The organism is Micromonospora sp. NPDC049801 (genome assembly GCF_040656575.1).
GTDB lineage: Bacteria > Actinomycetota > Actinomycetes > Mycobacteriales > Micromonosporaceae > Micromonospora.
In genome coordinates, this window is record NZ_JBFAMS010000006.1 from 155,737 (window position 1) to 182,381 (window position 26,645).

Here is a 26,645-nt window from a genome sequence, read left to right on the forward strand (position 1 = left end):
GGTCGCATCCGCTGCCGGCACAGGAAAGGAGTGGAGCGTGACAACCGAACATTATCACGGGCGCCGACGCCGCCTCGGCGTACGCCGGCTCGCGGCGGTGTTCAGCGCCGGAGTCGTCGCCCTGGCGGCGGCCCTGCTCGCGCCGCAACCGGCAGCGGCGGCGGACACGCCGTGGCTGGACGTCTCCCCGGACCGCTACGCCTCGTTCACCGTGCCGGCCGCGTACGTCCAGGAGCACCTCGGCACCGTCTCGCAGGTGGTCGTCGAGGGCAACTTCGGCCCGTCCGCCACCTGGGCGGAATTCGGTCTGACCCGCCGCGGTGACGTGTGGTCCGGGGTGCTCGGCGCGCTGACGCCCGGGCTGTACCGCTACCAGGTGACCGCCGACGACAACAAGACCATCAAGGATCCGACCAACAGCGCGGGAGTGGCGTCCGACCCGCTCCTGAGCACCTTCCTGGTCCCGGGCGAGTCGGCGCGCTGGCTGGCCGACGCGCCCGCCGGCAGCGGCGGCACGGTCGGGACGCTGACCTACCGGGTCCGCGCCGAGCAGCGCTCGGCCCTGGTCTGGACGCCACCCGGGTACGCGGCGAAGAAGCCGAAGGGCTATCCGACGCTCTTCCTGGAGTCGGGGGGCGGCGTGGCCGCCACCGACTGGCTCGACCTCGGTCGCACGAAGCAGATCCTCGACAACCTCTCGGCGGCGGGCGCGATGCAGCCAATGGTCGTGGTGATCGCCGACAGCACGGACGACCGGGAGTTGAAGGATCTCCGCAAGGCGGTCGGCGACAACTACCGGGTCCTTCGCGATCCGGCCCACCAGGCCATCGCCGGTGTCACCGACGGCGCGGCGCGGGCGGTCCGCGCGGCCCTCGCCAAGCCCGGTCAGTTCGGCTCTGTCGGCTGGTTCTCGGGCACGTCGACCCCGACGATCGACCGCCGGGACGCCACGGCGCTCAACCACCTCAAGCTGCTGCGCCTCTACACCGGGAACGTGACCGACCCGGCCTACAACACCACCTACCGGCTGACGAAGGCGCTGGACCGGGCCGACGTCCGGTTCGAGTTCGACGGGGTCAACCCGGACGGCGGCGGGAACTGGACCACCTGGCAGGAGAACCTCGTCGACTTCGTGCCACGGCTGTTCCGGCACGTGGCGGACCACGGGCCGAGCCCGGGCCACGGCCGGTTCACGGGCGAGTTCTCGCCTCCGCCGGCCGGCACCACCCCGACGCCCTTCGTCACCGCGGACGGGTTCGTCACCTTCGAGACCACCACCGACTTCGCGGACGCCCAGCACGTCACCGTGTGGGCCAACATCGCGCCGGGCGGCAGTTGGCTGCGCGTGCCGCTGACGCGTGACGGCGACCGGTGGCGGGCGACCGTGGGGCCGCTGAAGCCCTGGTTCTACTACTACCGCCTGATCGTCGACCGGGTGCCGTTCAAGGACGTCTCCAACCCGACGAAGGTGACCACGGAGCCGATGTGGAGCACCTTCCTCGTCCCGGGTCCTGCGGCCCGACTGCTGACCGACGTGCCGGCGGGCCAGGGCGGCACGGTCGAGAGCATGACCTACACCAGCACGGTGGCCGGCCAGGACCGCACCGCGCTGGTCTGGACCCCGCCCGGGTACGACCCGCAGCGAGCACAGCCCTACCCCGTCCTCTACCTCCAACACGGTGGCGGGCAGAACTACACGGACTGGGTCGAGATGGGCCGGGCCAAGCAGATCCTCGACCACCAGTTCCTCGACGGGGACCTGACACCCATGGTCGTCGTGATGGGCAACGGCAACTCGTCGAACTTCAACCGGGAGTTGTTGGAGAACATCGTGCCGACGGCCCGGTCCCGGTACCACGTCTCCAGCGACCCCTCCCAGCAGGCCCTCGCCGGGCTGTCGATGGGCGGCGGGCAGGCGTTCGGTGTGCTGAAGGCCTATCCGGGCCAGTTCGCCTACGTCGCGGCGTTCTCGGCCGGCTTCGGCAGCGGCACCGGCGTCGACGTCGCGGCCATCAACAACGGCACCAGGATGCTGCGCCTCTACGTCGGTGACCAGACCGACTTCGTGTACCCGAGCTTCATGGCCTCGCTGACCACGATGGACGCCCTCGGTATCCGCTACGAGTTCGACGGGGTCACCCCCGGACCGCACGGCTGGGACGTGTGGCAGAAGAACCTCATCGACCTGGCGCCCCGTCTGTTCAAGCGCTAGGAGCCTGCCCAGGCGACGCCACCGGGAGCCGGGTCCCAGCGCCTCCGGTGGCGCCGCCGGCGCATGGATGTCCGTGCACCGCCACCTCCGAAGGGAACCATCTCAATGAAGAGAAGACACATACTCGCCACGGTGGCCATGCTCGCGGCCGGGAGTGGCCTGGTCGCCTGCTCCTCGGACGACGGCGGCAGCGACGCGAGCAACTGCACGAACACCATCACCAAGCAGAACGTGCCGGTCGTGACGATGTGGGGCTGGTACCCCAACACCCAGCTCGTCGTCGACAACTTCAACAAGCTGCACGACGACGTGCAGGTCTGCTGGACCAACGTCGGTCAGGGCGGCGACGAGTACGACAAGTTCCAGACGGCCATCTCGGCGGGCACCGGGGCGCCCGACGTGATCATGGTCGAGGCGGACCGGATCCCGACCTTCCAGATCCAGGGCGCGCTCGTCGACATCAAGCAGTACGGCTACGACGCGGTCAAGGCCAACTACGGCGAGGGCGCCTGGAAGGACGTGTCGGTGGGCGACGCGGTCTACGGCGTCCCGGTCGACGGTGGCCCGATGGGCATGATCTACCGCAAGGACATCTTCGACAAGTACCAGATCACCCCGCCGAAGACCTGGGCCGAGTACGAGCAGGCCGCGCAGAAGGTCAAGGACGCCGGCGGCCCGTTGTTCGGGGACCTCGGCGCGAACGTGCCGGCCGTGATGATGGCGCTGCAGATCCAGAAGGGCGCGTCGCCCTTCACCTTCGATCCGGCCCAGCCGAAGTCGATCGGGGTGAAGCTCAACGACCAGGCGTCCAAGGACGTGCTGGACTACTGGGGTGGCCTCGCCAAGAAGGGCCTGGTCGGTACGCAGGACCAGTTCACCCCGGAGTACATCTCCGGTGTGATCAACGGAAACTACGCGACGTACATCTCGGCGGCGTGGGCACCGGGTTACCTCACCGGGGCGGGCGTCGGTAAGGGCCAGGACACCGGCAAGTTCGCGGTCGCGCCACTGCCGCAGTGGGATCCGACCAACCCGGTGCAGGTGAACTGGGGTGGGTCGGCCTTCTCGGTGACCAAGCAGGCGAAGAAGCCGGAGCTGGCGGCGAAGGTCGCCTACGGGCTCTACGCCGACAAGGAGTCGCTCACCGACGGCTGGACCAACCAGATCATCTTCCCGCTGAACCTCACCGCGCTGAAGGATCCCGCGTTCGTCGACCTGAAGGTGGCGTTCTTCAGCGGCCAGCAGGCGAACAAGGAGGTCTACCTGCCCGCCGCCGAGGCCTACAAGGGGGTGTCCTACGCGCCCTTCGGCCAGTACTACCTGGACGCCATGACGAAGCAGATCAGCGAGGTCATCAAGGGCTCGACCACCGGCTCCCAGGCTGCCGACAAGCTCCAGGACGACGTGGCGAAGTACGCCAAGGAGCAGGGCTTCACCGTTCAGTGACCGCTCCGGGTGGGTCGCGCCGGCGGTGGCCGGCCGGCCCACCCACGACCTACCGCGTCCACGCCCTTCGGAGACCACAGATGACAGTACTGACCGAGAAGCGCACACCGCGTCCGCCGAGCGAGACGCGCAAGATCCGTGGCAAGGTGCACCTCCGCGAGCACCTGATGGGGTGGCTCTTCGTCGGGCCCTTCGCGATCGTCTTCCTGGCGTTCCTCATCGCGCCGTTGGCGTACGCGCTGTACCTCAGCCTCTTTCAGAAGAAGCTGATCGGCGGCACCAGTTTCGTCCTCTTCGACAACTACGTGAAGGCGTTCACCGACCCGAGCTTCCTGTCCGGAGCCTGGTTCGTCATCCGCTTCTCGCTCGTCTCGATCCCGCTGCAGATCGTCCTGGCGCTCGTGATGGCTCTCATCCTGGACGCCGTGACGACGCTGTTCGCGCGCTTCTCCCGCCTCATGATCTTTCTTCCGTACGCGATCCCCACCGTCATCGGGGCGGTGATGTGGGGGTTCCTCTACAGCAAGGGCTTCGGCCCGCTCACCGACATCTTCGGGCTGTTCGGCGCCACCGCGCCCGACTTCCTGGGCAGCGACCTGATCTTCTACGGCCTGCTCAACGTCGTCACCTGGCAGTGGGCCGGCTACTACATGATCATCCTGTACGCGGCGTTGCAGGGCGTCGACCCGACGCTCTACGAGGCCGCCCGGATGGACGGCGCCGGACGGTGGCAGATCGCGACGCGTATCAAGATCCCGCTGATCGCGCCCGCGCTGATCCTGATCCTGGTCTTCTCGCTCATCGGCACCCTGCAGTTCTTCAACGAGCCGCAGATCCTGCGTTACCTCGCCGCGGGCACGATCGGGGCCGACTTCACCCCCAACATGTACGCGTACCAGCAGGCGTTCTCGCTGGCCAACTTCAACTACGGGTCGGCGATCTCGTTCGCGCTCGGCGGCATCGTCTTCATCTGCGTGTACGCCTTCCTGTTCTTCACCCGCAAGCGGAGGAGCTTCCTCTAGATGGCCGACCACACCAGCGTCCGCGCCGGCGTCCGCCGGCCGCAGCGCTACCTTCCCCTGCAGATCCTCCTCGGCTTCCTGGTGATCTACTTCCTGGTCCCGTTCTGGTGGGTCATCGTCAACAGCTCCAAGGACGCGCCGGGCCTGTTCGGGGGCGGCAACACCCTGTGGTTCTCCGACCAGATCGACTACGTCGGCAACCTCCGGCAGCTCTTCACCTACGACGGTGGCATCTACCTGCGGTGGATCCTCAACTCCACGCTGTACGCCATCGCCGGCGGAGTCGGCGCCACGGTCCTGGCGGTGATGGCCGGCTACGGGTTCGCCAAGTACCGGTTCGCCGCGCGGCGCTTCAGCTTCGCCGTCGTGCTGGGCGCGCTCATGGTGCCGGCCACCGCCCTGGTCATCCCGACCTTCATCATGTTCTCCCGGCTCGGCCTGACGAACACCGTCTGGGCGGTGATCCTGCCGTCGCTGCTCAACCCGTTCGGCGTCTACCTGATGCACGTGTACGCGCGCGACGCGGTGCCGGACGAGCTGCTCGACGCGGCGCGCGTGGACGGCGCGGGGGAGGTGCGCACGTTCCTGCAGATCGCGCTTCCGCTGATGCGTCCCGCGGTGGTCACCGTGCTGCTGCTGTCCGCCGTGGCGTCCTGGAACAACTACTTCCTGCCGCTGGCCATGCTCTCGGACAACCGGCTCTTCCCGGTGACCGTCGGTCTCGGCCTCTGGCAGGGGATCGCCTCGGCGAACAACTCGGGCGGCACCTCGCTGTGGAGCCTCATCATCCTGGGCTCACTGGTGTCCGTGATCCCACTGGTCATCGCGTTCTTCAGCCTCCAACGGCACTGGCGCGGCGGCCTGTCCGTCGGAGGCCTTCGCTAGGTCGCGCCGAGCGACCTTGAGGCATGACAGAGAGGTGTGCTGATGTCGACGACAGATCGACCGCTGCGCAGCGCGCAGTGGTTCGGCGCCGAGGGCCGCAACGGGTTCATCCACCGGTCCTGGATGCGCAACCAGGGATTCGCGGACGACGTCTTCGACGGTCGCCCGGTGATCGGCATCGCCACCACCTGGTCGGAGCTGACCCCCTGCAACGCCCACCTGCGCGACCTGGCCGAGTCGGTGAAGCGCGGCGTGTGGGAGAGCGGCGGCCTGCCGCTGGAGTTCCCGGCCATGAGCCTGGGCGAGCCACTCATGCGTCCCACGACCATGCTCTACCGCAACCTGCTCGCGATGGAGCTGGAGGAGTCGGTCCGCGCCAATCCCCTCGACGGGGTGGTCCTGCTCTCCGGCTGTGACAAGACCACCCCGGGCCTGCTGATGGGGGCGGCGAGCGTGGACCTGCCGACGCTGATGCTGACCGGCGGGCCGATGCTCAACGGCAAGTTCCGGGGCCAGGACATCGGCTCGGGCACGGTCGTCTGGCGTTTCACCGAGGAGATGCGGGCCGGCCGGATGAGCGCCGCCGACTGCGCCGAGGCGGAGGTCGGCATGTCCCGCAGCCGGGGCCACTGCATGACCATGGGGACCGCCTCCACCATGGCCTGCGTGACCGAGGCGCTGGGCGTGCAGCTACCGGGGGCCGCCGCCGTACCCGCCGTCGACTCCCGGCGGTACGCGCTCGCGCAGGCCGCCGGACGGCGGATCGTCGCCATGGTGGGCGAGGACCAACGGCTGTCCTCGGTGCTCACCCGCGAGGCGTTCGAGAACGCCATCCGGGTCAACGCCGCGATCGGTGGCTCCACGAACGCCGTCGTGCACCTGCTCGCCATCGCCGGACGCCTCGGCGTGCCCCTGTCGCTGGAGGACTTCGACACCCTCACCGCCGACGTTCCGCTGCTGGTGAACCTCATGCCGTCCGGGGCGTACCTGATGGAGGACTTCGCCTACGCGGGCGGCCTCCCGGTGGTGATGAAGGAGCTCGCGCCGCTGCTGCACACCGAGCACGTCACGGTCAGTGGCAGGAGCGTGGCCGAGAACGTCGACGGCGCGCAGTGCTGGAACTCCGAGGTCATCGCCACCATGAAGGAGCCGTTCCAGGCCGCCGGCTCCGGCACCGTGGTGCTGCGCGGGTCACTGGCGCCGTCCGGAGCGGTGCTGAAGGTCTCCGCCGCCACCCCCCACCTCCTCACGCACACCGGCCCGGCGCTCGTCTTCGACCGGATCGAGGAGTACGTCGTCGCCGCCGACGACCCGGACCTGGACGTCACACCGGACACGGTGATCGTCGTTCGCAACGCTGGTCCGCGCGGCTACCCCGGCTTCCCGGAGGTGGGCAACGTGCCCATGCCCCGCCGACTGCTCACCGACGGCATCACGGACATGGTGCGGATCTCGGACGCGCGTATGAGCGGCACCGGCTACGGCACGTGCGTCCTGCATGTGGCGCCGGAGGCGTCCGTGGGCGGTCCTCTCGCGCTGGTGCGCACCGGCGACCTGGTCCAGCTCGACGTCGCCACCCGTCGCCTCGACCTCCTGGTCGACGAGGCGGAACTCGCCGAGCGTCGCTCCGCCTGGAAGCCGCCGCCGCCGGTGGCCGAGCGGGGTTGGGCACGGCTGTACAGCGAACACGTCCTCCAGGCCGACAGCGGGGCCGACCTCGACTTCCTGGTCGGTGGCAGCGGCAGTGACGTGCCCCGTCACTCACACTGACGGACGAGGAACCCGACTCATGGAAGAACGGACGGCCCGCCAGTGCGAGTTCACGCGGAGGAAGCGGTGACGACCGCCCACCGGCCAGCGGTCATGGCGGACGTCGCCCGCCTGGCGGGCGTGTCCCACCAGACGGTGTCCCGGGTGATCAACGGAGCGCCCGCGATCCGGCGCGAGACGCGGGAGCGGGTCCTCGAGGCGATCCGGCGACTCGACTATCGCCCCAACACCGCCGCCCGGGCGCTGGTCCGGGGACGCTCCGGAATGATCGGCATCATCGGCACGGCCCGGACGCTGTTCGGTCCGACGAGCATCCACCGCAGCGTCGAGGACGCCGCCCGCGCCGCCGGCTACTTCGCCACCTCGGTCAGCCTCTCGGAGGTGACGGTACGGGCGCTCAGCGACGCCACCGAACACCTCATGCGCGTCGGCGTGGAGGGCGTCGTGATGATCGCCGGCAACGACGAGGCTCTCGAAGTGGTGCGGATGACCCGGTCCGGGGTGCCCTTCGTGGTGGTGGAGGGCGACCTGTCCAGGGCGAGCGTCACCGTCGGCGTCGACCAGGTGCTCGGCGCCCGGATGGCGACCGAACATCTGCTCGGCCTCGGACACACCGAGATCGTGCACGTGTCCGGTCCGCTCAACTGGGCCGAGGCGCGCGCCCGCCGCGACGGCTGGCGTACGGCGATGGTGGCCGCGGGCGTACGCCCACCCGAGCCCGTCGAGGGTGACTGGATGGCCCACAGCGGCTACCTCGCCGGGCTGCGGATCTGCGAGCTGCGCGGCACCACCGCGGTCTTCGCCGCCAACGACCAGATGGCCCTCGGCGTGCTGCGCGCGCTGCACGAGCGTGGTCGGCGCGTGCCGCAGGATGTCTCGGTCATCGGGTTCGACGACGTGCCCGAGGCGGCGTACCTGATTCCGCCGTTGACCACGATCCAGCAGGACTTCGACGCGGTCGGTCGACGGGCCATCACGGCGGTCACCCAGGCCATCGACGACACGGTGCCGCGGCCCCTGCCGTTGGTCGTACCCTCGCTCGTGGTGCGTGAGAGCACGGCGCCGCCGCACGGCGGGGCGGGCCCGGCGTGATGCCGAGCCCGCCCGGGTGCGCTCACGTCAGGGCAGCGAGCCGGAACTGCTGGTTGGTCTGGCCGTGGCAGTCGTAGAGCTGGATCTGGGCGCCGTTGGCGGTGCTCCAGACGTCGAGGCAGCGTCCGGACTGGACGCTGCTGATGGTGCCGTTGGCGTTGATGTTCCACTGCTGGTTGGTCTGACCGTGGCAGCTGTAGATCTGCACGGCCGCGCCGTTGCCGCTGCCTGCGGCGTCGAGACACATGTTGCCGTACACCTGTAGTTGTTTGCCCGAGGTGTAGGTCCAGGACTGGTTGATCTGCCGGTTGCAGTCGTAGAGGGTGACCCGGGTGCCGTTCGTGCGCGAGGCATTCGGCACGTCGACGCACCGACCCGACTGCGCGCCGATGATCTGGCTCGCCGAGCTCGGCGGCCCAGTGGTGGGCGAGGTGGTCGGCGTCGGCGTCGGGCTGCTCGTCGGGGTGGTGGTCGGCGTCGGGGTGGTCGGCGTCGACGGCAGCAGCGGACAGGTGCTGCGGTACGTCACCACACCGCTGTTGTCCAGCAGCGGGCAGAGGAACTGGCTGTACCGGGCGTCGTTGTCGATGAACATCTTGACGAACGGCAACATGGTCCGGACCATCACCGGGTTCGACCGTCCGACCATGAAGCCGTGGTCCGCGCCGGCGACCTCCAGGTAGACGCTCTCGGTGGTGCTCGGGATGCTGTTGTAGAGACCGGTGGCGTAGGACGGGGTGACCACCGTGTCCGCCTGGCCAGCGAAGATCATGGTGGGTACCCGGTCGGTGGCCAGGTTCGACGACGGCGAGTACGGCGCGATCCCGACCACCGCCTTGAGCGACGGACGCCGCATGGCGGCGCTGAGCGCCCCACCGCCGCCCATCGAGTGGCCCGCGACGGCCAACCGGTTCGGGTCGACGCGGTCGCGTACCGGGCTCTGCTGGGTCAGGTAGTCCAGCGCGGCGAGGAGTTGGGTGCCGCGCGCCGTGTCGAAGTCGTTGCGGCTGTTGGTCTCGATGCCGATCACGACGAAGCCGTGCGAGGCCAGCCACGGTCCCATCCAGGCAAGTTCGGCGGAGAACAACGCCGTGTAACCCGGTGAGATCGCGATGGCCCCGAAGGTGCCCTGGCTGGTGTCGGTCGGGTAGTAGATCCGGCCGCCGTTGAAGCCGTACCCGGTCGGGACGGCGACCGACGTGTTGGCGAAGGGGCCGTTCACGGCGGTGACGCTGGTCCGGGTCGGGTCCGGGCCCCGCTGGTACGGGTTGTCGGCCGCTGACGCCGACCCGGTCGCCAGGGTGATGGTGAGCAGCCCGACCGCGGCGACGATCCCGGCTGCGGCCACTGTGAACAGACGTCCCCGGAGGCCGGGCGACCTCCGGTCGGCATGGGTGTTCCCCGCGGGCGGGGAGTGGTCTGCGGATCCTCGCACTGTCGGTACCTCCTGGTGGTAGGGGAGTGAGGGGCGGGCGGGATCGTCGCGTGCGGAGCCCCGATCGCCCCGGCGGTGTCCGAATTGTCAGCGTTGCAGCGTCAGCCTGCCGGCCGGTACGGCGGGAGGCCGTAGTCGCCGCCGAAGCTGGGCGAACGCCTCGGCCACCCGGGCCAGGTCGGGCAGCAGCGACACCACCAGGGCGACAATTATCGCGACAGTTCCGGAACTGGAGAACGTTCGCGGTCGGTCCGCCCGGTGGTGGCGGTGCGGTGGTTTCTCCTGGTGGTGGACCTGGCCGCCGGGCGGACAGGTAGGCCTGACGGTCGCGTGCGGCGCCTCCGGAGCTGAGTGGATCGTGCTAACGTTCACAGCCATCGATGGCTCTCAGGCTCGCAGAAAGTTCCAGCATTTTCAACCGGTAGTTTCGGGCTTGTTACGGATCGCCCGAACGGCGCGTGGCCGCCGTGCTGGGGCCACCGCCCACCGCGCCACGTCGCCGGTCAGTCGCCGTGGTGGTCGTAGGTGGACCGTCGGTCGTGGTCCCCGGGCGGGACGGGAAGACCCGTTACGCGGGTGGCGGCGCGGTCGACCCCCGGACCCGCAGCGACGGACTGATGACGACCCGGTGGGTGGGGCGGTCGGGGTCGGCGAGCCGGTCGGCGACGAGACGCACGGCAGCGCGTCCGATCGAGCGTCGCGGCGGTCGGATCGCGGTCAGCGGCGGGCTGAAGAGACCGGCGACCTCGTCGTCGTACGCCACGATGGAGAGGTCGCCGGGAACGGACAGCTGCCGCTCCTCGCAGTGCTGCACCAGAGCGATCGCCTCGGCGTCGGCGTGCACCAGCAGCGCCGTCGTTCCGGTCGCCCGGCACCGGTCGAGCACGTCGTCGAGGACCGTGTCCCGCTCCGGTGACCGGGTATCGGGTGCCACGGCCACCACTGTCGCATTCGGATCGAGGCCGCACTCGGTCGTGGCGTCGAGCCAGCCACGCCGCACGTGCTGGCTGGTGGGACTGTTGGCGTCGAGCACCAGGCCGACCTTGCGGTGCCCGAGCGAGGTGAGGTGGCGTACGGCCATGGCCGCACCGAGCGCGTGGTCGGTGACCACCGACTCCATGACAGCGTGATGGCTGCCCACCGTGGCGGTGCGTTCCAGCAGGACGACCGGGACGCCGACCTGGTCGAGCCACTCGATGGTGCGTTCGGCGGTCGGCGCGTCCATGCTCGGCGCGATGATCAGCGCGTCCACGTCCATCCGCCCCACCAGGCGGGCCAGTTGTGGCTGGTCGTCCTCGGTGTCGTACGAGGAGCCGCGCAGCACCACGCGCATGTCCAGCTCGCGGGCGGCGCCCTCGACACCGCGCGCCACGTCCGGCCAGTAGTAGTCCAACGAGGGCACGAGCATGCCGACCGCGCGCCCGACGAGCGGGTTCAGGCCCGCGTCGGGCGGCTCCTCGGTTGCCGGGACGTCGTCCGGCAGGATCAGGGCGACTCCACCGTGGACCCGGCGAACCAACCCTTCGGCGGCGAGCTCCGCGATGTCGCGCCGGATGGTGACCGGCGCGGCGCCCAGCACGTGCGACAGGTCGGAGATGCGCATCGAGCCGTCGCGCTGCAGCGCTGCCAACAGTTGCTGGCGGCGGGCGACCTGAAGCGGCGCGCGGGAAGTCTCCGCCGTGGCGACGACAGGACTGTCCTTGGTCATTGGGGACCTCCGAGGAACGCTTCGTGCGGCGAAAGGTATCGCGCCGTGACGACGAGCTTGCCAACCGGGCTGAACGCGGCGGCGCGCGACGGCCATGGCCCTCGGCTGCCCGAGCGGCTGTGAGCGGTTCTGATCGTATCAGATCAGTTATGGCGTTGAAGACGCCGCTGAGTCGCTGTACGGCGGCGACCGCAAGCCGGCGGAACGATCGAAGACTGCAGGATTGAGGCATATGTGCGCGCTGGGGGCAGGGCATCGACAGCTCCGGCCGCAGTCGATCCGGGTGACAGCGTGTGTCCTTTTGATCGTATGTGTTCGTCTGGTTTGAGAACAGCATTGACTTGATCTGATGTGAGCGTTTTACTTCGGAAACCCTGCGGAAGCCGGAGCGTCACATTCCCGGCAACGCCCCGCTCGCCACCTTCCATGGAGACCGACCGATGCGACAGGATCTGCGATGACGTCCGGGACGGCCGGCCGGTCAACGCCGGGGACGGCCTCGGATGCCGCGACCTGGAGCCGGGACGACTGGCTGGCCCTCGCCGACCGGATGCTCGCCGCGGTCCGGCCGTTCGCGTCGCCCGGCCACGCTCTCGTCAACCTTCCCGGTGCCGAGGGCGGTTACGGGCGGGCCGTCGACGGCCTTGAGGGTTTCGCCCGCACCTTCCTGCTGGCCGGCTTCCGCCTCGCGGGGGCCAGGGGAGTGGGCCTGGACGAGCTGGCCGACCGGTACGCGGCCGGTATCGCCGCCGGCACCGACCCGACCTCCCCGGACCGCTGGGTGCGCTTGGACGAGCGCCCCCAGGCGAAGGTGGAAGCCGCTTCCATCGCGCTGGTCCTGGACATGACCCGCCCGTGGATCTGGGACCGGATGCCGTCCGCGGTGCACGAGCGGGTAGTCGACTACCTGCGCCCGGCGGTCGGCGACGACACGTATCCACAGATCAACTGGGTCTGGTTCCGGCTGGTCGTACAGACGTTCCTGCGTTCGGTGGGTGGGCCGCACTCGCTCGACGAGATGGCCGCGGACCTGCGCACGCACGACAGCTTCGCCCGCGCGGACGGCTGGATGTCCGACGGGCCGCACCGGGCGTACGACCACTACGTGGGCTGGGCCCTGCACCTGTATCCGACGCTGTGGGCCCGAATGGCCGGCGCCGCGGACCTGGCCGAGCAGCGCCGCGATCGGGACCTGGCCAGCCTCGACCGCTTCCTGAGCGACGCGGTGGCGCTCGTGGGCACCGACGGGTCACCGCTGATCCAGGGACGAAGCCTGATCTACCGCTTCGCCGCGGCGGCGCCGTTCTGGGTCGGCGCGATCGCCGGCGTGCCCTCGGTCAGCCTCGGCCAGCTGCGCGGCGCGGCCACCCGCATCGTGCGCCACTTCGTCGCTAACGGGGCTCTGGACGAACGAGGTCTGCTCACCCTCGGCTGGCACCGGCCGTGGCCGCGACTGGCCCAGTCGTACTCCGGGCCGGGCTCGCCGTACTGGGCCAGCAAGGGCCTGCTCGGCATCGCGCTACCCACCGACCATCCGGTGTGGACCGCTTCTGAGGAGCCGCTGCCGGTCGAGGAGCGGAATACGGTGCGGGCGATACACGCGCCGGGCTGGCTCGTCTCCGGCACCCGCGCCGACGGCATCGTCCGCGTCGTCAACCACGGCACCGACCACGCCGTCGAGGGCGCCACCGTCGGAGATTCCCCGCTCTACGCGCGACTGGGCTACTCCACCGCCACCAGCCCCGTCCTCGACGACAGCGGCTGGGCCAGTCCGCTCGACCAGTCGGTCACTCTCGTCGACGACGCCGGCCGGGTCACCCACCGCGCCGGCATGCGTCAGCTGACCGTGCACGTCGACAGCGACGGCGTGGGGGTGGCCGGATCACGTGCCCTCGCCCACTGGGTCGACCCGGATCCAGGTCAGCGCGATCACGGCGGCGGCCATCTCGGCTCGTCCCGACCGGCCGGGCACCTCACGGTGTACTCCCTGGTCCGTGGCCCCTGGGAGCTACGTCTGACCCGCGTCGACGACCTCGCCGACGGTGTCGAGGCGGCCGCGCTGCGGCTGCGGATCGGCGGCTGGGCCATTGCCGGGGACGCGACGGCGACCGTCGGCGAGCGGGCGGTGACCGTGACCGGGGCCGGCCTGACCAGCCGGCTCGACAGCGTTCGCGGGGACGGAACGGCCGGCGCCAGCGCCGTTCCGCACGGCGGACCGCTGGCCGGCGGGCTGGTGGTGCCCTGGCTGGACCACCCCGTCCGGCCCGGCTGCTGGGTCGCCGCCTTCATCGAGCTGTCCGGGGTGTCGGCAGCCACTGTCGGGCAGGCGGGCCGGGTCGTGGCCGACGAGAACGCCGACGGCCTCCACCTGGCGGTCGACTGGCCCGACGGGATCAGCACGTCGACCCGTCTGGACACGGAGCATGCCGGGCCCGCCCGGGTGCCTGGTAGCAGTGCGGGCCCGTCCGGGCCCCTTAACCTAAGGAGAAAGGGATGAAGCGTGCGATACCGGCCGTCATCAGCGCCGCGGCGGCCCTGACGCTTGTTCTCGCCGGTTGCGGCGGCGGAGACGAGCCAGTCGACCCCAACGCCCCGGTGACGATCACCCTGGCCGGCTGGACCCTGTCGTCCACGCCCGAGTTCAAGACGCTCGCCGACGGCTTCAAGGCGACCCACCCGAACGTGACGGTGGAGCTCAAGGAGTACGCCCCGGGCAACGACTACGACACCCAGATGATCACGGATCTGGCCGCCGGCACCGCCCCGGACGTCTACGTCATGAAGAGCCTCAAGAACTTCTACACATACCAGAGCGGTGGTCAGCTGCTCGACGTCTCCGACGCCACCTCCGGTCTCGGCTCGAGCCCGGCCCTCGCGTCGTACCAGGTGGACGGCAAGGCGTACGCGATGCCGTACCGGCAGGACGCGTGGGTGCTGTTCTACAACAAGGACCTGTTCGCGAAGGCGAAGGTGGCGCCGCCGGACGGCAGTTGGACCTGGGACGACTACACCGACGCGGCGAAGCGGCTGCACACCGGGCTGAAGGGGGCCGGCTCGAACGCGACCGGCGCGTACCAGCACACCTTCCAGTCGACGGTGCAGGGATTCGCGCTCGCCCAGACCCCCAACGCGGACCTGCTCTCCGGGAACTTCGGCTACCTGAAGCCGTACTACGAGCGGTCACTGGACCTGCAGGCGGCCGGCGCGCAGCCGACCTTCGGCACCGCGAAGACCAACAAGCTCACCTACCAGGCGCAGTTCGGCAAGCAGCAGTCGGCGATGCTGCTGATGGGCACCTGGTACGTGGCCACGCTGCTCAACCAGCGCAAGAGCGGTGACGCCGACACGTTCCAGTGGGGGATCGCCCCGGCGCCGCAGTTCGACAAGTCCACCACCGGCACCTCCGCCACGCCGGTCACCTTCGGTGACCCGACCGGCCTGGGGATCAACCCGAAGATCAGCAAGTCCAAGACCGCCGCGGCCAAGGCCTTCCTCCAGTACGCGGCCGGTCCGGATGCCGCCAAGGCGCTGGCCGGGATCGGCATCACCCCGGCCCAGGTCACCGACGCGGTCACCGCGACGCTGTTCGGGCTGGACGGTGTACCGCAGGACGACCTGTCGAAGTTCGCCTACGCGAAGCACACGGTCAAGCCGGAGAACCCGGTGTCGAAGCACACCGCCGGCCTGCAGAACCTCCTCAACGAGACGCACTCGGCGATCCTCTCCGACGGCAAGGGCGTCGACGCGGAGCTGAGCAAGGCGCAGACCCGTGCCAAGAACGAGGTCCTCAACCAGTGAGCTGATGGCGGGCCCGGCGCGCCTGCGTCGTACGCCGGTCCCGCCACCATGCCGAACGCTTCCGGAGACTCCCTATGGCAACATTGCCGCGCACGAGACCCAGGAACCGGCGGCTGGTGTCGCGCAACACGGTCGCCGGCTGGTCGTTCATCCTGCCCAACTTCGTCGGCTTCGCCGTGCTCACCCTGCTACCCGTCGTCGTGCTGTTCTACGTGGCCTTCACCAGCTGGAACGTCTTCGGGGCGGCCGAGTGGACCGGCACCGCCAACTTCCGGCGAATGTGGGGCGACGCGAGCTTCTGGACCGCGCTGCGCAACACCGTCTACTACACCGTCTTCCACATCCCGCTGACCCTCGCGGCGGCACTCGGGCTGGCGCTGCTGCTCAACCGCAAACTGCGCGGCGTACGGTTCTTCCGCACCGTCGCCTTCTTCCCCTACATCACCTCGATCGTGGCGATCGCGATCGTCTGGAACCAGCTGTTCAGCCCGGAGTACGGCCCGATCAACGCGCTGCTCGGCGCCCTCGGGGTGGACAGTGCGCCGGGCTGGACCACGTCGTCGACCTGGTCGATGCCGGCGGTCATCATCGTCGGCACCTGGCGGTACATGGGTTACTACATGCTGCTGTTCCTGGCCGGCCTGCAGACCATCCCGGCCCAGCTCTACGAGGCGGCCGAGACCGACGGCGCCACACCGTGGCAGCGGTTCGTGCACGTGACCCTCCCCGGGTTACGACACACCACCTTCTTCGTCACCGTGCTGCTCACCATCGAAAGTTTCAAGGTCTTCGACCTCATCCTCGTGATGACCGGCGGCGGACCGGGCCAGTCGACACTGGTGCTCTCGCAGTACATCTACCAGAAAGGCTTCGAGGAGAACCAGTTCGGCTACGCCTCGGCGGTCTCCATCGTCCTGTTCGCCATCTGCTTCGGCATCACGGTCATCCAGTTCATGGTCAACAAGCGGAGGAACAGCTGATGACCGCGACCGACCTCTCCCTGCCCACCCCGGCCGTCGCCGCGCCCGGCAACCGCAGCGCGCCCGGCCGGCCGGTCCGGTCCCGGGGCTGGCGGCTCGTCGGGTACGCCGCCCTCGTGCTCGCGGCGGCCGCGCTGCTGCTTCCGTTCTACTGGATGGTGGTGGCGTCGTTGAAGACCAACAGCGACGTCTTCACCATCCCGATCACCTGGCTCCCCGATCCCGTGGTGTGGCGAAACTACCTGGACATCTGGCAGCGCTCGGACATGACGACCTGGTTGGGAAACACGCTGCTGCTGTCGGTGGTCGTCAGCCTCCTGCAGGTGGTGACCGGCAGCTTCGCCGCCTACGGCTTCGCCCGGGTCCGCTTTCCCGGCCGTAACGCGCTCTTTCTGGCGTACGTCGGGACGATCGCGGTGCCCTGGCAGTCGTACATGATTCCGCAGTTCATCCTCATGTCGAAGTTGCAGTTGTCGAACACGCTGTGGTCGATCGTCGCGTTACAGGCGTTCGGCGCGTTCGGCGTGTTCCTGATGAAGCAGTTCTACGAGACGATCCCCGAGGAGCTGAGCGAGTCGGCGCGGGTGGACGGGCTCGGCGAGTTCGGCATCTACCGACGGATCATGCTGCCGCTGTCCCGACCGGCGCTGGCCAGCCTGGCCCTGCTGACGTTCGTGACCACCTGGAACGACTACCTCGGCCCGCTGATCTACCTGCGCAGTCCGGAGCTGCGCACCATCCAGTTGGGTCTGAACACCTTCATCTCCCAGTACAACGCCGAGTACGCGCTGATCATGACGGGCTCGGTGCTGTCCGTGTTGCCCGTCGCGGTCATCTTCCTGCTCGGCCAGCGCTACTTCATCGAGGGCATCGCCACGACCGGACTGAAGGGTTGAGGCCCATGCGTTCGCGCCACCACACCCTCACCGCCGTCTTCGACGGGGTCTACGTCGCGCTCGTCAGCAACCTGCTGCTGGTGCTCGGTTGCCTGCCCCTGGTGACGCTCGCGTTCACCACCGAGGCGGCGCGCTCCTGGCCGCTGTACGCGCTGACCGCCCCGCTCTGCGCGCCCGGGCTCTGTGCGGTCTTCGCGGTCATGTCCGCCTATTCGGCTGGCGACACCGGCGGCGTGCTGCGCACCTACGTTCGCGCCTGGCGGGCCACCGCCCGGCCGGCGATGCTCTGGACGGCGGCAGCCATGGCGGCCCTGGTCGTGCTCGCCGTCGACGCCCGCGCCGCCTGGGGCCACCGGGTCGGGGCACTCGCCCTGCCGGTGCTGGCGACCCTGATCGTCCTCACCGTCGCCACCACGCTGCTGGGGTTGGTGACCGTCGCCGAGCGACCCACCGCGCGGTTGCGTGAGGTGGCCCGCGCCTGCGGGTATCTGGCGGTGCGCCGGTGGTACCTCACCGCCGTGTCTCTGCTCGTCCTCGTGCTGCTCGCACGGATCCTGGCCGCCCGCCCCGCGATCGCGCTCGGCCTCGCCGCCGCGCCACTGCTCTACGTCGTGTGGGCCAACAGCCGCTTCACCCTGCGCGCCGCCCTCGACCCACCGGCGACCGCACCGCAGAGCACCTGAGCACCGCGTTCCGGCCACCGCGCCGGGACGCCGACAACCGCACCTGCCCGGCACCGGACCGTACCCACGAGGGAGAACAGCATCCATGACGGCGACCGACGTCCGTCCCAACTCCGACGCAGAAGCCACGGCGGCCGCGGTGGCCGCCGCGATCCGCACGGTCGACGCGAACATCGCCGCCTTCGGCGACCGGTACCCCGCCGACACCACCGCCGCCAACCGCTACCCGCTGCGGCCAGCGAGCGGAGGCCAGCCCGAGGGCGCCAACGTCGGCTGGACCACCAGCTTCTGGCCCGGGATGCTCTGGCTGGCACATGACCTGACCGGAGCGGAGCGCCACCAGCGGGCCGCGCTCTCCCACGTGGACAGTTTCGCGGCCCGGATCACCCGCGGCATCGACCTGGACACCCACGACCTCGGGTTCCTCTACACCCTCGCCTGCGTCACCCCGGCCCGCCGTACCGGTGACCCGCGGGCCCGAGGCGCGGCCCTCGCCGCCGCCGACCACCTGATGACGCGCGTCCTCGAACCCGCCGGAATCATCCAGGCCTGGGGCGACCTGAACGACCCCCGCCAACGTGGCCGCACGATCATCGACAGCCTCATGAACACGCCGCTGCTCTTCTGGGCCAGCCAGACCACCGGCGACGACCGCTACGCCGCCGCGGCCCGCCGGCACACCGCCCAGCTGCGTCGGCACATCCTGCGTCCGGACGGCACCACCTTCCACACCTTCTACTGGGACCCGGACAGCGGTGTGCCGCTCCGCGGGGAAACCGAACAGGGCCACTCCGACCACTCCTGCTGGGCGCGTGGGCAGGCATGGGGCATCTACGGGTTCAGCCTCAACCACCGGCACATCGGCGACCCGGCGCTGCTTGCCGCCGCGAGGACCTGCGCCGACCGCTTCCTCGCCCACCTGCCCGACGACCACGTCGCATACTGGGATCTGGAGTTCGGCGACGGCAGCGGCCAGGAGCGGGACAGCTCGGCCGCGGCCATCGCCGCCTGCGGCCTGGTCGAACTCGCCGACGGCCTCACCGACACGGCCAGCGCCGACCGGTACCGGACCGCCGCCGCGGAGATCCTGCGCTCGCTCATCGCCCGCTACTCCACCGGCGGCCACCCGGTCTCGAACGCGCTGATCCTGCACGGCGTGTACGACAAACCCAAGGGCATCGGCGTCGACGAGGGAACCCTGTGGGGCGACTACTTCTACCTGGAAGCCCTCACCCGCGCCACGATCCCTGGCTGGACCAGCCCCTGGTGACCACCGCGATCGACCCGCACCGTCCGCATCCTTCGAAAGGTGACCATGGACTACCGCTACCACTGCGCCATCCCCGCCGTCGACGGCCGGAACACGCTGCCCTTCAATCCCTGCCGGCTGCTGGACTTCACCCTGCTGCGGCTGTCGGCCGGCGAGTCCTGGACCGGCGAGTCCGGTGACCGGGAGATCCTGGCCGTCATCCTCGGTGGCACGGCCAGCTTCACCGTCGCCGGCCGCCACTTCCCACAGGTCGGTGGGCGTCCGGACGTCTTCTCCGGCAAGCCGCACTCGGTCTACCTCCCGGCCGGCTCCTCGGTGACAGTCGAGGCGGTCACCGACGTGGAGATCGCCCTCCCCAGCGCCCCCAGCGAGCTGAGCACCGACCCCTATGTCATCGCGCCGGAACAGGTCGTCAGCGGACGCTGGGGAGCGGCCAACTTCGGCCGCACCTACCACCAGATCCTCACCGAGATCTCCCAGCCGGACCTGCCCGCCCGCCGGCTCATCGTCGGCGAGACCTACACGCCCTCGGGCAACTGGAGCACCTACCCACCGCACCGGCACAGAATCGACGACCTGCCCGCCGAGGCCGCGCACGAGGAGATGTACTACTACCGCGTCAACCCGGCGGACGGGTTCGGTATCAGCCGGGTCTATACCGACGACGGGTACGAGGAGAACGTCACCATCCGCGAGCACGTGATGCAGATGATGCCCGAGGGGTACCACACCGTGGTCAGCGCGCCCGGCTACACCACCTATTTCCTGTGGTTCCTGGCCGGCACCCAGCGCACCCAGGGCGCCCGCGAAGACGCCGCGCTCGCCTGGGTGGGCCAGACCGTACCGACCCTGCGCAGCTTGGGCCTGTAGCGATGGAAAACGCCGATTCTCTTCCCACGTTGATTGGACACGTCATGAAGCGGAGCAGACTGTTCCACGGCCACGTATCGCGGAGCACCCGGTCGCCGCGCCGACTCCTGGTCGCGTTGGTGGCCGCGTTGACAGCGCTGGTGGGTGGGGTGGTGGTGGTGTCCGCGCCGGCCGCCGCCGCGACGAGTCAGTTTCGGGGGATGAACTGGGCGGTGTTGGGAGACAACTTCAGCACCGGTCCGTTGGTGGTGCAGGGTCTGAGTATGTCGGACAGCAACGCGACCGTGCGGGCCAAGGCCACCTCGTTGTATGACGACATGGCCGCCACGTTGGGGGTGAACACCGTTCGGTTGCCGGTCAACACGCACACCGTCGGCACCGTGTGGTGGGAGGCGTACCGGGGGGCGATCGACGCGGCGACCGCTCGGGGATTCAAGGTGATCCTGGCGTATTGGGAGGACGGGGCGGCCTCGGGCGGGCGGATCACGAACCTGGGGGCGTGGAACGCGATGTGGTCCACGGTGATCACGGCGTACGCATCGAATCCGAACGTGTACTTCGAGCCGATGAACGAGCCGCACGGCTACTCCTCGGCCGAGTGGCGGACCGTGGCGGCGAACTGGCTCACCGCGCACTCGGCGGCCCCGCCCGGGCGGGTGCTGATCGGGGGTACCGGGTTCAGTCAGGATCTGCGGGATCTGTGTACCGACAGCCGGTTCAGCGGCACGCTGCTCTCCTTCCACTACTACGCCTTCTTCTACGGCGCGATGACCTACGACGCGTTCCGCAGCCACATCCAGAACCGCCTGGGCTCATGCGCGGCGCGGGCGGTCGCGACCGAGTTCGGCGCGCCCATGAACGACGGCCGCAACTACGCCGACCCGAACAGCACCGACAACTTCGTGCGGTACATCCGGGCCATGGCCCAGGTCATGCGGGACAACCAGATGGGCGGCACCTACTGGCCCGCCCTGGGCGGCAAACCCGGCACCATCGGCTACGACTGGTACTCGATGTACGCGCTCAGCGGCGGCGGCACCGACCTCAACCTCACCGTTCGCAACACCTCCGGCGCCGACCGGCTGCGCTACGCCTGGGGCGACACCGTCGGCGGCGATCCCACCACGCCACCACCGAGCACCGGCACCACCTACCGCCTCGACGCCCGACACAGCGGCAAGACGATGACCGTCCAAGCGCCGGCCGCCGACAACGGCACCCGCATCGCCCAATACCCCTACACGGGCAGCCCCGCGCAACAGTGGCAGTTCCAGGACGCCGGCAGCGGCTACTGGCGCATCGTCAGCAAAAACAGCGGAAAATGCCTCGACATCGTCGGCGCCTCCACCGCCGACAACGCCGACCTGATCCAGTACACCTGCGGCACCGGCACCAACCAACAATTCCAGATGATCACCAACGGCAGCTACTTCCAACTCCGCGCCCGCCACAGCGGCAAATGCCTCGACGTCCCCGCCGCCTCGACCACCGACGGCACCATCATCAAGCAATACACCTGCAACAACGGCACCAACCAACAGTGGACGCGGACGACCGTCTGACAACCCACCCGGCAGCACCCCCGGCTCCGAGCTGTCGACCGGAGCCGGGGGTGCGTGCCGTCGCGACGACCTGCGCCACGGTCGTCGGGCGCTATCATCGGACGGCCGATCGGCCGGTCCTCACCCGGGAGTGTGCACGTGTTCCTGACGTCGGTGTCCCGCCGGGCCCGGTACGCGCTGACGGCCGCGTTGGTGGCCGTCACGGCTGCCGGTTGTGGCGACGGCAATGAGACGCAGCGATACGCCGACCACATACGGGTCGAGGGATTCACGCTGGTCAAGACCACGTACTCGAACGGCGAGGGTCAGTCCTATCTCGGGCCGGCCGGCGACGAGGTTCCGGTGGTCACCGCGCCCGGGCTCACCCTGAGCCCGGGTGGTACGGACCTGTCGTACCTGTTCTACGACTACCTGGCCACCGGCGAGGGCAGCGACGCGGACACCGGTGCCTGTCGGGTGACGGTGTACGAGATCCGGGACCGGACCAAGGCGGTGGCCTACCTCGATGACGACCTGAACAGCAGCCAACAGCAGGCGGTGCGCGACGGCACGTCCAGGATCGTGCACATCGACGTGCTCTGCGACGCGCAGGCCGACGTCTGAGCCGGTGCGGGTCGGCGGTTCGCCCGGCGGTTGTCCAGCTCCTGTCAAGTGCTCCTCAACTGGCGTTGCCTACAACTCCAGGTGCAGCGTTCTTCGCACCGCACAAAGGAGCCCTCATGGCCGACGTCACCCCACCGTCGTTCAGCGGCGTGCACCACGTCGCTTTCACCGTCCGAAACCTCGAGGCCAGCGTGGCCTGGTACCAGAAGGTCTTCCAGGCCACGCCCGCGGACGGCAAGCTCCCGCACTACGGGCGGGAGTGGACCGGGTACGCCGAGCTGGTCATCGATCCGCGTACCGGCTTCTCCATCGGTCTGCACCACAACGAGGGCAACCGGGGCGAGGAGTTCAACGAGGTCCGTACCGGCCTCGACCATTTCTCCCTCAACGTCGAGACGCGCGAGGGGCTTGAGGCCTGGTCCGCCTGGCTCGACAGCCTGGGCGTCGCGCACTCCGGCATCCAGACCGCGAGGGAGCCGTTCCGCTACTCGACCGTCGTCTTCCGGGACATCGACAACATCCAGCTCGAAGTTGTCGCCTTCGGCGTCTGAGCCGCCGGACCGTGGGTATGACCGCCGACGCGACGGACGGGGCGGTGCCGGCCCGATGATTCAAGGAGTGGAACATGACCAAGGTTCTGATGGTGTTGACCTCGCACGACCAGCTCGGTGACACCGGCCGCAAGACCGGGTTCTGGCTGGAGGAGCTGGCCACGCCCTACTACCGCTTCCGGGACGCCGGCTGGGAGGTGACGCTCGCCTCGCCGCAGGGCGGACGGGCGCCGCTGGACCCGAAGAGCGACGAGCCGGACTTCCAGACCGACCAGACCCGCCGGTTCACCGCGGACGCCGAGGCGGAACGCCAGCTGGGGGCGACGGTACGGCTCGACTCGGTCGCCGTCGCGGACTACGACACCGTCTTCTACCCGGGCGGCCACGGACCCCTGTGGGACCTCGCCGAGGACGACACGTCGATCAGGCTGATCGAGCAGGTCGTCGCGGCGGGCAAGCCGATCGCGCTGGTGTGCCACGCCCCGGGGGTGTTGCGGCACTGCGTGACGCCCGACGGCGAGCCTCTGGTGGCCGGCCGGCGGGTCACCGGCTTCACCGACAGCGAGGAGGAGTACATGGGCCTGACGAAGGTCGTGCCCTTCCTCGTCGAGGACGAGCTGGTCGCGAAGGGCGCCGACTTCTCCGGGGCGGGCAACTTCGAGCCGTACGTGGTGAGCGACGGGTTGCTCGTCACGGGCCAGAACCCGGCGTCCTCAGGGCCGGCGGCGGATCAGTTGATGTCCCTGGTGGGCCGTAGCGACGGGTAGCAGCCGTGACCTCCGTCCGGCGGGTGCCACCGCCCGCCGGACGGCGTCGTCGGGTGGCAACGCCGTCGGCGAAGTCAGCGGGACCGCACGGTGTGCACCGCGGAGACCGCACCGGCCCCCTCCCCGACGGCGGTCGCCACCCGCTTGGTGGAGCCGGAGCGGATGTCGCCCACCGCGAAGACGCGCGCGGAGCTGGTCTGGAACGGCAGCGGCGCGTCGTGCGTGCCGGGAGGCAGTCGGCTGTCGGTCAGCACGAAACCGCTGTCGTCCGTCGCGATGCCCGTCATCCATCCGGACTCCGGTTCGGCGCCGATGAAGCAGAACAGCCCTCGACAGTCCAACCGCGTGGGATCACCCTCCTTCGCCACGACGATCGCCGTCAGGGTGTCCTCTCCGTGCAGCTCCCGCAGGGTGCTGCCGGTGTGGACGGTGATCCTGGGATCGGCCCGGATCCGGTCGGTCAGGTACGCCGACATCTTGGCTCCGAGGTCGGCCGCGCGCACCACCAGGTGTACGGAGCAGCCGCGCGCGGCCAGGGAGAGCGCGGCCTGCCCGGCCGAATTGGCGCCGCCCAGCACGGCGACCGGCTGGGACTCGTACCCACGCACGTCCAGTTCGGTAGCCGCGTACCGGACGCAGCCGCTCTGCTCGAACTCCGCCCACCGCTCGATGTCGAGGCGTCGGTACCGCGCTCCGGTGGCCGCGATGACCGCGGACGTCCCGATCCGGGTGCCGTCCGCCAATTCCACGACCGGACGCCTCTGGTCGGAGACGTCGAGGCCGACCACCGCGCACGGCGCGTAGATCTGAACGCCGAACTTCAGCGCCTGGAGCATCGCCAGCCGGGCCAACTGCTCGCCGCTGACCCCCTCGGGGAAGCCGAGGTAGTTCTCGATGCGCGCGCTCTTGGCCGCCTGGCCGCCCAGGCCGGTGCCGTCCAGCAGCACCGTGACGAGACCCTCGGAGGCGGCGTACACCGCCGCGGCCAGCCCGGCCGGCCCGGCGCCGACCACGACCAGGTCGGGGTCGCGCGCCGTGGCGACGTAGGTCAGACCGAGGGCCTCGGCGACCGTGCCGGGAGTGGCGCGACGCAGTACGCGGTTGCTGGTGACCGCGACCGGAAGGTCGTCCGCGCCGACGTCCTCCGCCCGCAGGAGCGCCCGCCCGGGCAGCGACGCCGCGTCGAGCCAGGTGTGCGGGAGGAGCATCTGGTTCACGTACGTCCGCAGCTCCAGCGACTCGGCCACGTGCGGCCGACCGACGATCTCCAGGGCGTTGCCGGCCACGCCGCGCATGAGCTCGCGCCGGGCCCGGAAGGTCTCGATCAGCACGTCGGCGATGTCGACCTGGTCGGCGAGCACTCGGCGCAGCTCGGGGGCGGTGATCCGGACGACCGTCCCGGCCGTCACGACGCGGACCGTGAGGAACACCTGCTGCCCGGTCAGCAGGCTCAGTTCGCCGAGGAACTCGCCCGGTCCACGCCGGTAGATCAGCCGTTCGGGCTCCAGCGCCGTCGCGTTGCGGACCGCCTCGGCAGTCGCCGTACGCAGCAGGAAGAAGTCGTAGGTGCTGTCCCCGGCGGCGTACAGGTGTTGGCCCTGACGCACCTCCTCCTCGGCGCCGTAGCTGGCGAGGCGGTCGAACTGCTCCGCGTCGAGGACAGGACCGTCGGCGTCTCGGGTGCTCACAGTCGAACGGTAGGTGCCCCGTGTTGACGAGGAGTGGATCGGCACTGAGTTCGCCGCGTCGTGTCACTCACCTCGGGCCGTGTTCATGGCCGGGGCGCCGCAGCCGCGACGGTTCGCCGGGGCCGACCGACGGTGGTGAGGTAGAGGACCAGGCCGGCGCTGGTGAGGACGAATCCCGCCCACACCGTGGAGAGGGTTCCCCAGCCGACGCCAAGGGCGACGGCGCCGCCGATCGCGCCGAGCGAGTTGGCGAGGTTGAGGGCGGCCAGGTTGAGCGCGCCCATCAGGGTCGGCGCGTCGGGTGCGAACTGGGTCAGCCGTACCTGGATGGCGGGAATGGCGAACATCATGGTCGCGCCGACGCCGAACAGCGCCGGCATGAGGATCAGAATCTCCCGGCCGGCGAGCCCGATGGCCACGAGCAGCACGAGGACGTAGCTGAACCCGTAGATCAGCGGTCCCGTGCCGGTCCGTAGCGCGCGACCGCCCCGGCCTGCCGTCGTGGTCGGCGGCGCGACCGCCGAAGTAGTTCCCGAACGCCATGCCGAGGCCGAAAACGGCCAGGGCGACCGGAATCAGCGACGTGCTCTCCCGTGCCGCGTCGGTGACGAACGGCCCGATGAAGGTGTAGACGGCGAAGATGCTGGAGATGCCGAGCGCCGCGACCGCGACCATGAGCCAGACCTCGCGTCGCCGGAGGGCGGCGAGTTCGTGCGCCACCGCGCCGCCGTGCAGGTCGTCGGTGCGCGGCAGCCACCCCAGGAGCGCCGCGCCGGCCAGCAGCCCCAGGCCGACCACGGTCCAGTAGGTCGCCCGCCACCCGGCCTGCTGGCCGACGAGGGTGCCGAGCGGCGAGCCGAGGATGGTGGCCACCGTCAGGCCGCCCATCACGGTGGCGAAGGCCCGGCCACCCTTGCCGGGACCGTAGACGTACGCGGCGACGACCGCCCCCGCGCCGAAGAACGCGCCCTGCACGCTTCCCGTGATGAAGCGGAAGACGACGAGGGTCGCGATGTTCGGGGCCAGGCCGGACAGGACGTTGCCGACCAGGAACAACGTGATCAGACCCAGCAGGAGGGTACGGCGGTTGGCGCGCGCCGCGAGAAGCGTGATCGCCGGTGAGCCGATCATGACGCCGAAGGCGTAGGCGCTGATCGCGTACGTCGCGACCGGGATGGACGCGCCCAGGTCCGCGGCGAAGAGTTGCAGGATCCCGTTGCTGCCGAACTCGCCGGTGCCGATGGCGAAGGTGCCCAGCGCCAGCGCGAGGAGGGTCAGTGCCGGGCGGGGACCAGGCCGAGCGGCGGTAGCCCGCTGCGCTGGAGCGTTCTGCTGGGGTTCGTCCGGATCGCCGTGGACGTCGGGATGCGCCGGCTGGAGCCGGGTGCTGTTCTCTGACGTGGTCAT

21 protein-coding genes are annotated in these 26,645 nt (G+C 69.8%); 17 read left to right on the forward strand and 4 right to left on the reverse strand.

All coding sequences use genetic code 11. The features are described from left to right. The first annotated feature begins 37 nt into the window (after nucleotides 1-37). From AB0I89_RS13500 to AB0I89_RS13525, 6 genes are all read left to right on the forward strand, one after another. Entirely contained in the window at nucleotides 38-2,212 is a 2,175-nt protein-coding gene (locus tag AB0I89_RS13500; protein WP_357125121.1) for an alpha/beta hydrolase-fold protein, read from the forward strand. Nucleotides 2,213-2,317: 105 nt separating this feature from the next. After that, nucleotides 2,318-3,658: an extracellular solute-binding protein gene (locus AB0I89_RS13505; RefSeq protein WP_357125124.1), complete on the forward strand. Its 1,341-nt coding sequence runs from the start codon at nucleotides 2,318-2,320 to the stop codon at nucleotides 3,656-3,658. Nucleotides 3,659-3,738: 80 nt separating this feature from the next. Next, on the forward strand, nucleotides 3,739-4,680 hold the full coding sequence (locus AB0I89_RS13510; protein ID WP_357125127.1) for a sugar ABC transporter permease: 942 nt from the start codon (nucleotides 3,739-3,741) through the stop codon (nucleotides 4,678-4,680). Next, nucleotides 4,681-5,565, forward strand: a complete 885-nt coding sequence (locus AB0I89_RS13515; protein WP_357125130.1) for a carbohydrate ABC transporter permease — start codon at nucleotides 4,681-4,683, stop codon at nucleotides 5,563-5,565. It abuts the gene before it with no gap. Between the two features lie 42 nt (nucleotides 5,566-5,607). Then, on the forward strand, nucleotides 5,608-7,335 hold the full coding sequence (locus AB0I89_RS13520; RefSeq protein ID WP_357125133.1) for an IlvD/Edd family dehydratase: 1,728 nt from the start codon (nucleotides 5,608-5,610) through the stop codon (nucleotides 7,333-7,335). Between the two features lie 66 nt (nucleotides 7,336-7,401). Then, entirely contained in the window at nucleotides 7,402-8,427 is a 1,026-nt protein-coding gene (locus AB0I89_RS13525; RefSeq protein WP_357125136.1) for a LacI family DNA-binding transcriptional regulator, read from the forward strand. 22 nt (nucleotides 8,428-8,449) lie between these two features. Here the strand turns inward: AB0I89_RS13525 and AB0I89_RS13530 are convergent, their stop codons facing one another. Together AB0I89_RS13530 and AB0I89_RS13535 are read right to left on the reverse strand one after the other, a co-directional pair. Beyond that, nucleotides 8,450-9,862 (reverse strand): ricin-type beta-trefoil lectin domain protein, encoded by a 1,413-nt coding sequence (locus AB0I89_RS13530; RefSeq protein ID WP_357125140.1) that lies wholly within the window; start codon nucleotides 9,860-9,862, stop codon nucleotides 8,450-8,452. A 568-nt stretch (nucleotides 9,863-10,430) separates the two neighbouring features. After that, a complete protein-coding gene (locus AB0I89_RS13535) occupies nucleotides 10,431-11,570 on the reverse strand; it encodes a substrate-binding domain-containing protein (RefSeq protein WP_357125143.1) in 1,140 nt (379 codons plus the stop codon). 457 nt (nucleotides 11,571-12,027) lie between these two features. On the opposite strand from AB0I89_RS13535, the gene AB0I89_RS13540 reads away from it, so the two are divergent. The 11 genes from AB0I89_RS13540 to AB0I89_RS13590 all read left to right on the forward strand — a co-directional run bounded on the left by AB0I89_RS13540 (nucleotide 12,028) and on the right by AB0I89_RS13590 (nucleotide 23,550). Then, nucleotides 12,028-14,067 carry a DUF2264 domain-containing protein gene (locus AB0I89_RS13540; RefSeq protein ID WP_357125146.1) on the forward strand — a complete coding sequence of 680 codons (2,040 nt, stop codon included), beginning with the start codon at nucleotides 12,028-12,030 and terminating at the stop codon, nucleotides 14,065-14,067. Next, nucleotides 14,064-15,368, forward strand: coding sequence for an extracellular solute-binding protein (locus AB0I89_RS13545; RefSeq protein WP_357125149.1), 1,305 nt, complete (start codon nucleotides 14,064-14,066; stop codon nucleotides 15,366-15,368). The genes AB0I89_RS13540 and AB0I89_RS13545 overlap by 4 nt, the downstream gene beginning before the upstream one ends. Before the next feature lie 116 nt (nucleotides 15,369-15,484). After that, complete coding sequence (locus tag AB0I89_RS13550) at nucleotides 15,485-16,348, forward strand: sugar ABC transporter permease (protein ID WP_357125152.1); 864 nt, start codon at nucleotides 15,485-15,487, stop codon at nucleotides 16,346-16,348. Further along, nucleotides 16,348-17,244 carry a carbohydrate ABC transporter permease gene (locus AB0I89_RS13555; protein WP_357125155.1) on the forward strand — a complete coding sequence of 299 codons (897 nt, stop codon included), beginning with the start codon at nucleotides 16,348-16,350 and terminating at the stop codon, nucleotides 17,242-17,244. The genes AB0I89_RS13550 and AB0I89_RS13555 overlap by 1 nt, the downstream gene beginning before the upstream one ends. 5 nt (nucleotides 17,245-17,249) lie before the next feature. Next, nucleotides 17,250-17,927, forward strand: a complete 678-nt coding sequence (locus AB0I89_RS13560; RefSeq protein ID WP_357125158.1) for a hypothetical protein — start codon at nucleotides 17,250-17,252, stop codon at nucleotides 17,925-17,927. Between the two features lie 85 nt (nucleotides 17,928-18,012). Continuing rightward, on the forward strand, nucleotides 18,013-19,197 hold the full coding sequence (locus AB0I89_RS13565) for a glycoside hydrolase family 88 protein (RefSeq protein ID WP_357125161.1): 1,185 nt from the start codon (nucleotides 18,013-18,015) through the stop codon (nucleotides 19,195-19,197). 45 nt (nucleotides 19,198-19,242) lie between these two features. Beyond that, nucleotides 19,243-20,067, forward strand: a complete 825-nt coding sequence (gene iolB / locus AB0I89_RS13570) for a 5-deoxy-glucuronate isomerase (protein WP_357125703.1) — start codon at nucleotides 19,243-19,245, stop codon at nucleotides 20,065-20,067. Nucleotides 20,068-20,111: 44 nt separating this feature from the next. Further along, nucleotides 20,112-21,629 (forward strand): RICIN domain-containing protein, encoded by a 1,518-nt coding sequence (locus tag AB0I89_RS13575; protein WP_357125164.1) that lies wholly within the window; start codon nucleotides 20,112-20,114, stop codon nucleotides 21,627-21,629. A gap of 138 nt (nucleotides 21,630-21,767) precedes the next feature. Next, a complete protein-coding gene (locus AB0I89_RS13580) occupies nucleotides 21,768-22,232 on the forward strand; it encodes a hypothetical protein (protein ID WP_357125167.1) in 465 nt (154 codons plus the stop codon). Between the two features lie 116 nt (nucleotides 22,233-22,348). Continuing rightward, on the forward strand, nucleotides 22,349-22,783 hold the full coding sequence (locus AB0I89_RS13585) for a VOC family protein (protein ID WP_357125170.1): 435 nt from the start codon (nucleotides 22,349-22,351) through the stop codon (nucleotides 22,781-22,783). Nucleotides 22,784-22,857: 74 nt separating this feature from the next. Next, nucleotides 22,858-23,550, forward strand: a complete 693-nt coding sequence (locus AB0I89_RS13590; RefSeq protein ID WP_357125173.1) for a type 1 glutamine amidotransferase domain-containing protein — start codon at nucleotides 22,858-22,860, stop codon at nucleotides 23,548-23,550. Between the two features lie 74 nt (nucleotides 23,551-23,624). Here AB0I89_RS13590 and AB0I89_RS13595 read toward each other — a convergent pair whose 3' ends face one another. After that, the gene (locus AB0I89_RS13595) at nucleotides 23,625-25,238 is read right to left on the reverse strand and encodes an FAD-dependent oxidoreductase (RefSeq protein ID WP_357125176.1); all 1,614 of its coding nucleotides are present in this window, start codon (nucleotides 25,236-25,238) and stop codon (nucleotides 23,625-23,627) included. Nucleotides 25,239-25,301: 63 nt separating this feature from the next. Further along, nucleotides 25,302-26,645: an MFS transporter gene (locus AB0I89_RS13600; protein WP_357125179.1), complete on the reverse strand. Its 1,344-nt coding sequence runs from the start codon at nucleotides 26,643-26,645 to the stop codon at nucleotides 25,302-25,304.

Bases quoted from the DNA above. Each gene is read 5' to 3' on its own strand.
- AB0I89_RS13505 (WP_357125124.1), top strand. From the start codon at position 2,318: ATGAAGAGAAGACACATACTCGCCACGGTGGCCATGCTCGCGGCCGGG.
- AB0I89_RS13510 (WP_357125127.1), top strand. From the start codon at position 3,739: ATGACAGTACTGACCGAGAAGCGCACACCGCGTCCGCCGAGCGAGACG.
- AB0I89_RS13515 (WP_357125130.1), top strand. From the start codon at position 4,681: ATGGCCGACCACACCAGCGTCCGCGCCGGCGTCCGCCGGCCGCAGCGC.
- AB0I89_RS13520 (WP_357125133.1), top strand. From the start codon at position 5,608: ATGTCGACGACAGATCGACCGCTGCGCAGCGCGCAGTGGTTCGGCGCC.
- AB0I89_RS13535 (WP_357125143.1), bottom strand. From the start codon at position 11,570: ATGACCAAGGACAGTCCTGTCGTCGCCACGGCGGAGACTTCCCGCGCG.
- AB0I89_RS13540 (WP_357125146.1), top strand. From the start codon at position 12,028: ATGACGTCCGGGACGGCCGGCCGGTCAACGCCGGGGACGGCCTCGGAT.
- AB0I89_RS13545 (WP_357125149.1), top strand. From the start codon at position 14,064: ATGAAGCGTGCGATACCGGCCGTCATCAGCGCCGCGGCGGCCCTGACG.
- AB0I89_RS13555 (WP_357125155.1), top strand. From the start codon at position 16,348: ATGACCGCGACCGACCTCTCCCTGCCCACCCCGGCCGTCGCCGCGCCC.
- AB0I89_RS13560 (WP_357125158.1), top strand. From the start codon at position 17,250: ATGCGTTCGCGCCACCACACCCTCACCGCCGTCTTCGACGGGGTCTAC.
- AB0I89_RS13565 (WP_357125161.1), top strand. From the start codon at position 18,013: ATGACGGCGACCGACGTCCGTCCCAACTCCGACGCAGAAGCCACGGCG.
- iolB (WP_357125703.1), top strand. From the start codon at position 19,243: ATGGACTACCGCTACCACTGCGCCATCCCCGCCGTCGACGGCCGGAAC.
- AB0I89_RS13575 (WP_357125164.1), top strand. From the start codon at position 20,112: ATGAAGCGGAGCAGACTGTTCCACGGCCACGTATCGCGGAGCACCCGG.
- AB0I89_RS13585 (WP_357125170.1), top strand. From the start codon at position 22,349: ATGGCCGACGTCACCCCACCGTCGTTCAGCGGCGTGCACCACGTCGCT.
- AB0I89_RS13590 (WP_357125173.1), top strand. From the start codon at position 22,858: ATGACCAAGGTTCTGATGGTGTTGACCTCGCACGACCAGCTCGGTGAC.
- AB0I89_RS13600 (WP_357125179.1), bottom strand. From the start codon at position 26,645: ATGACCACGTCAGAGAACAGCACCCGGCTCCAGCCGGCGCATCCCGAC.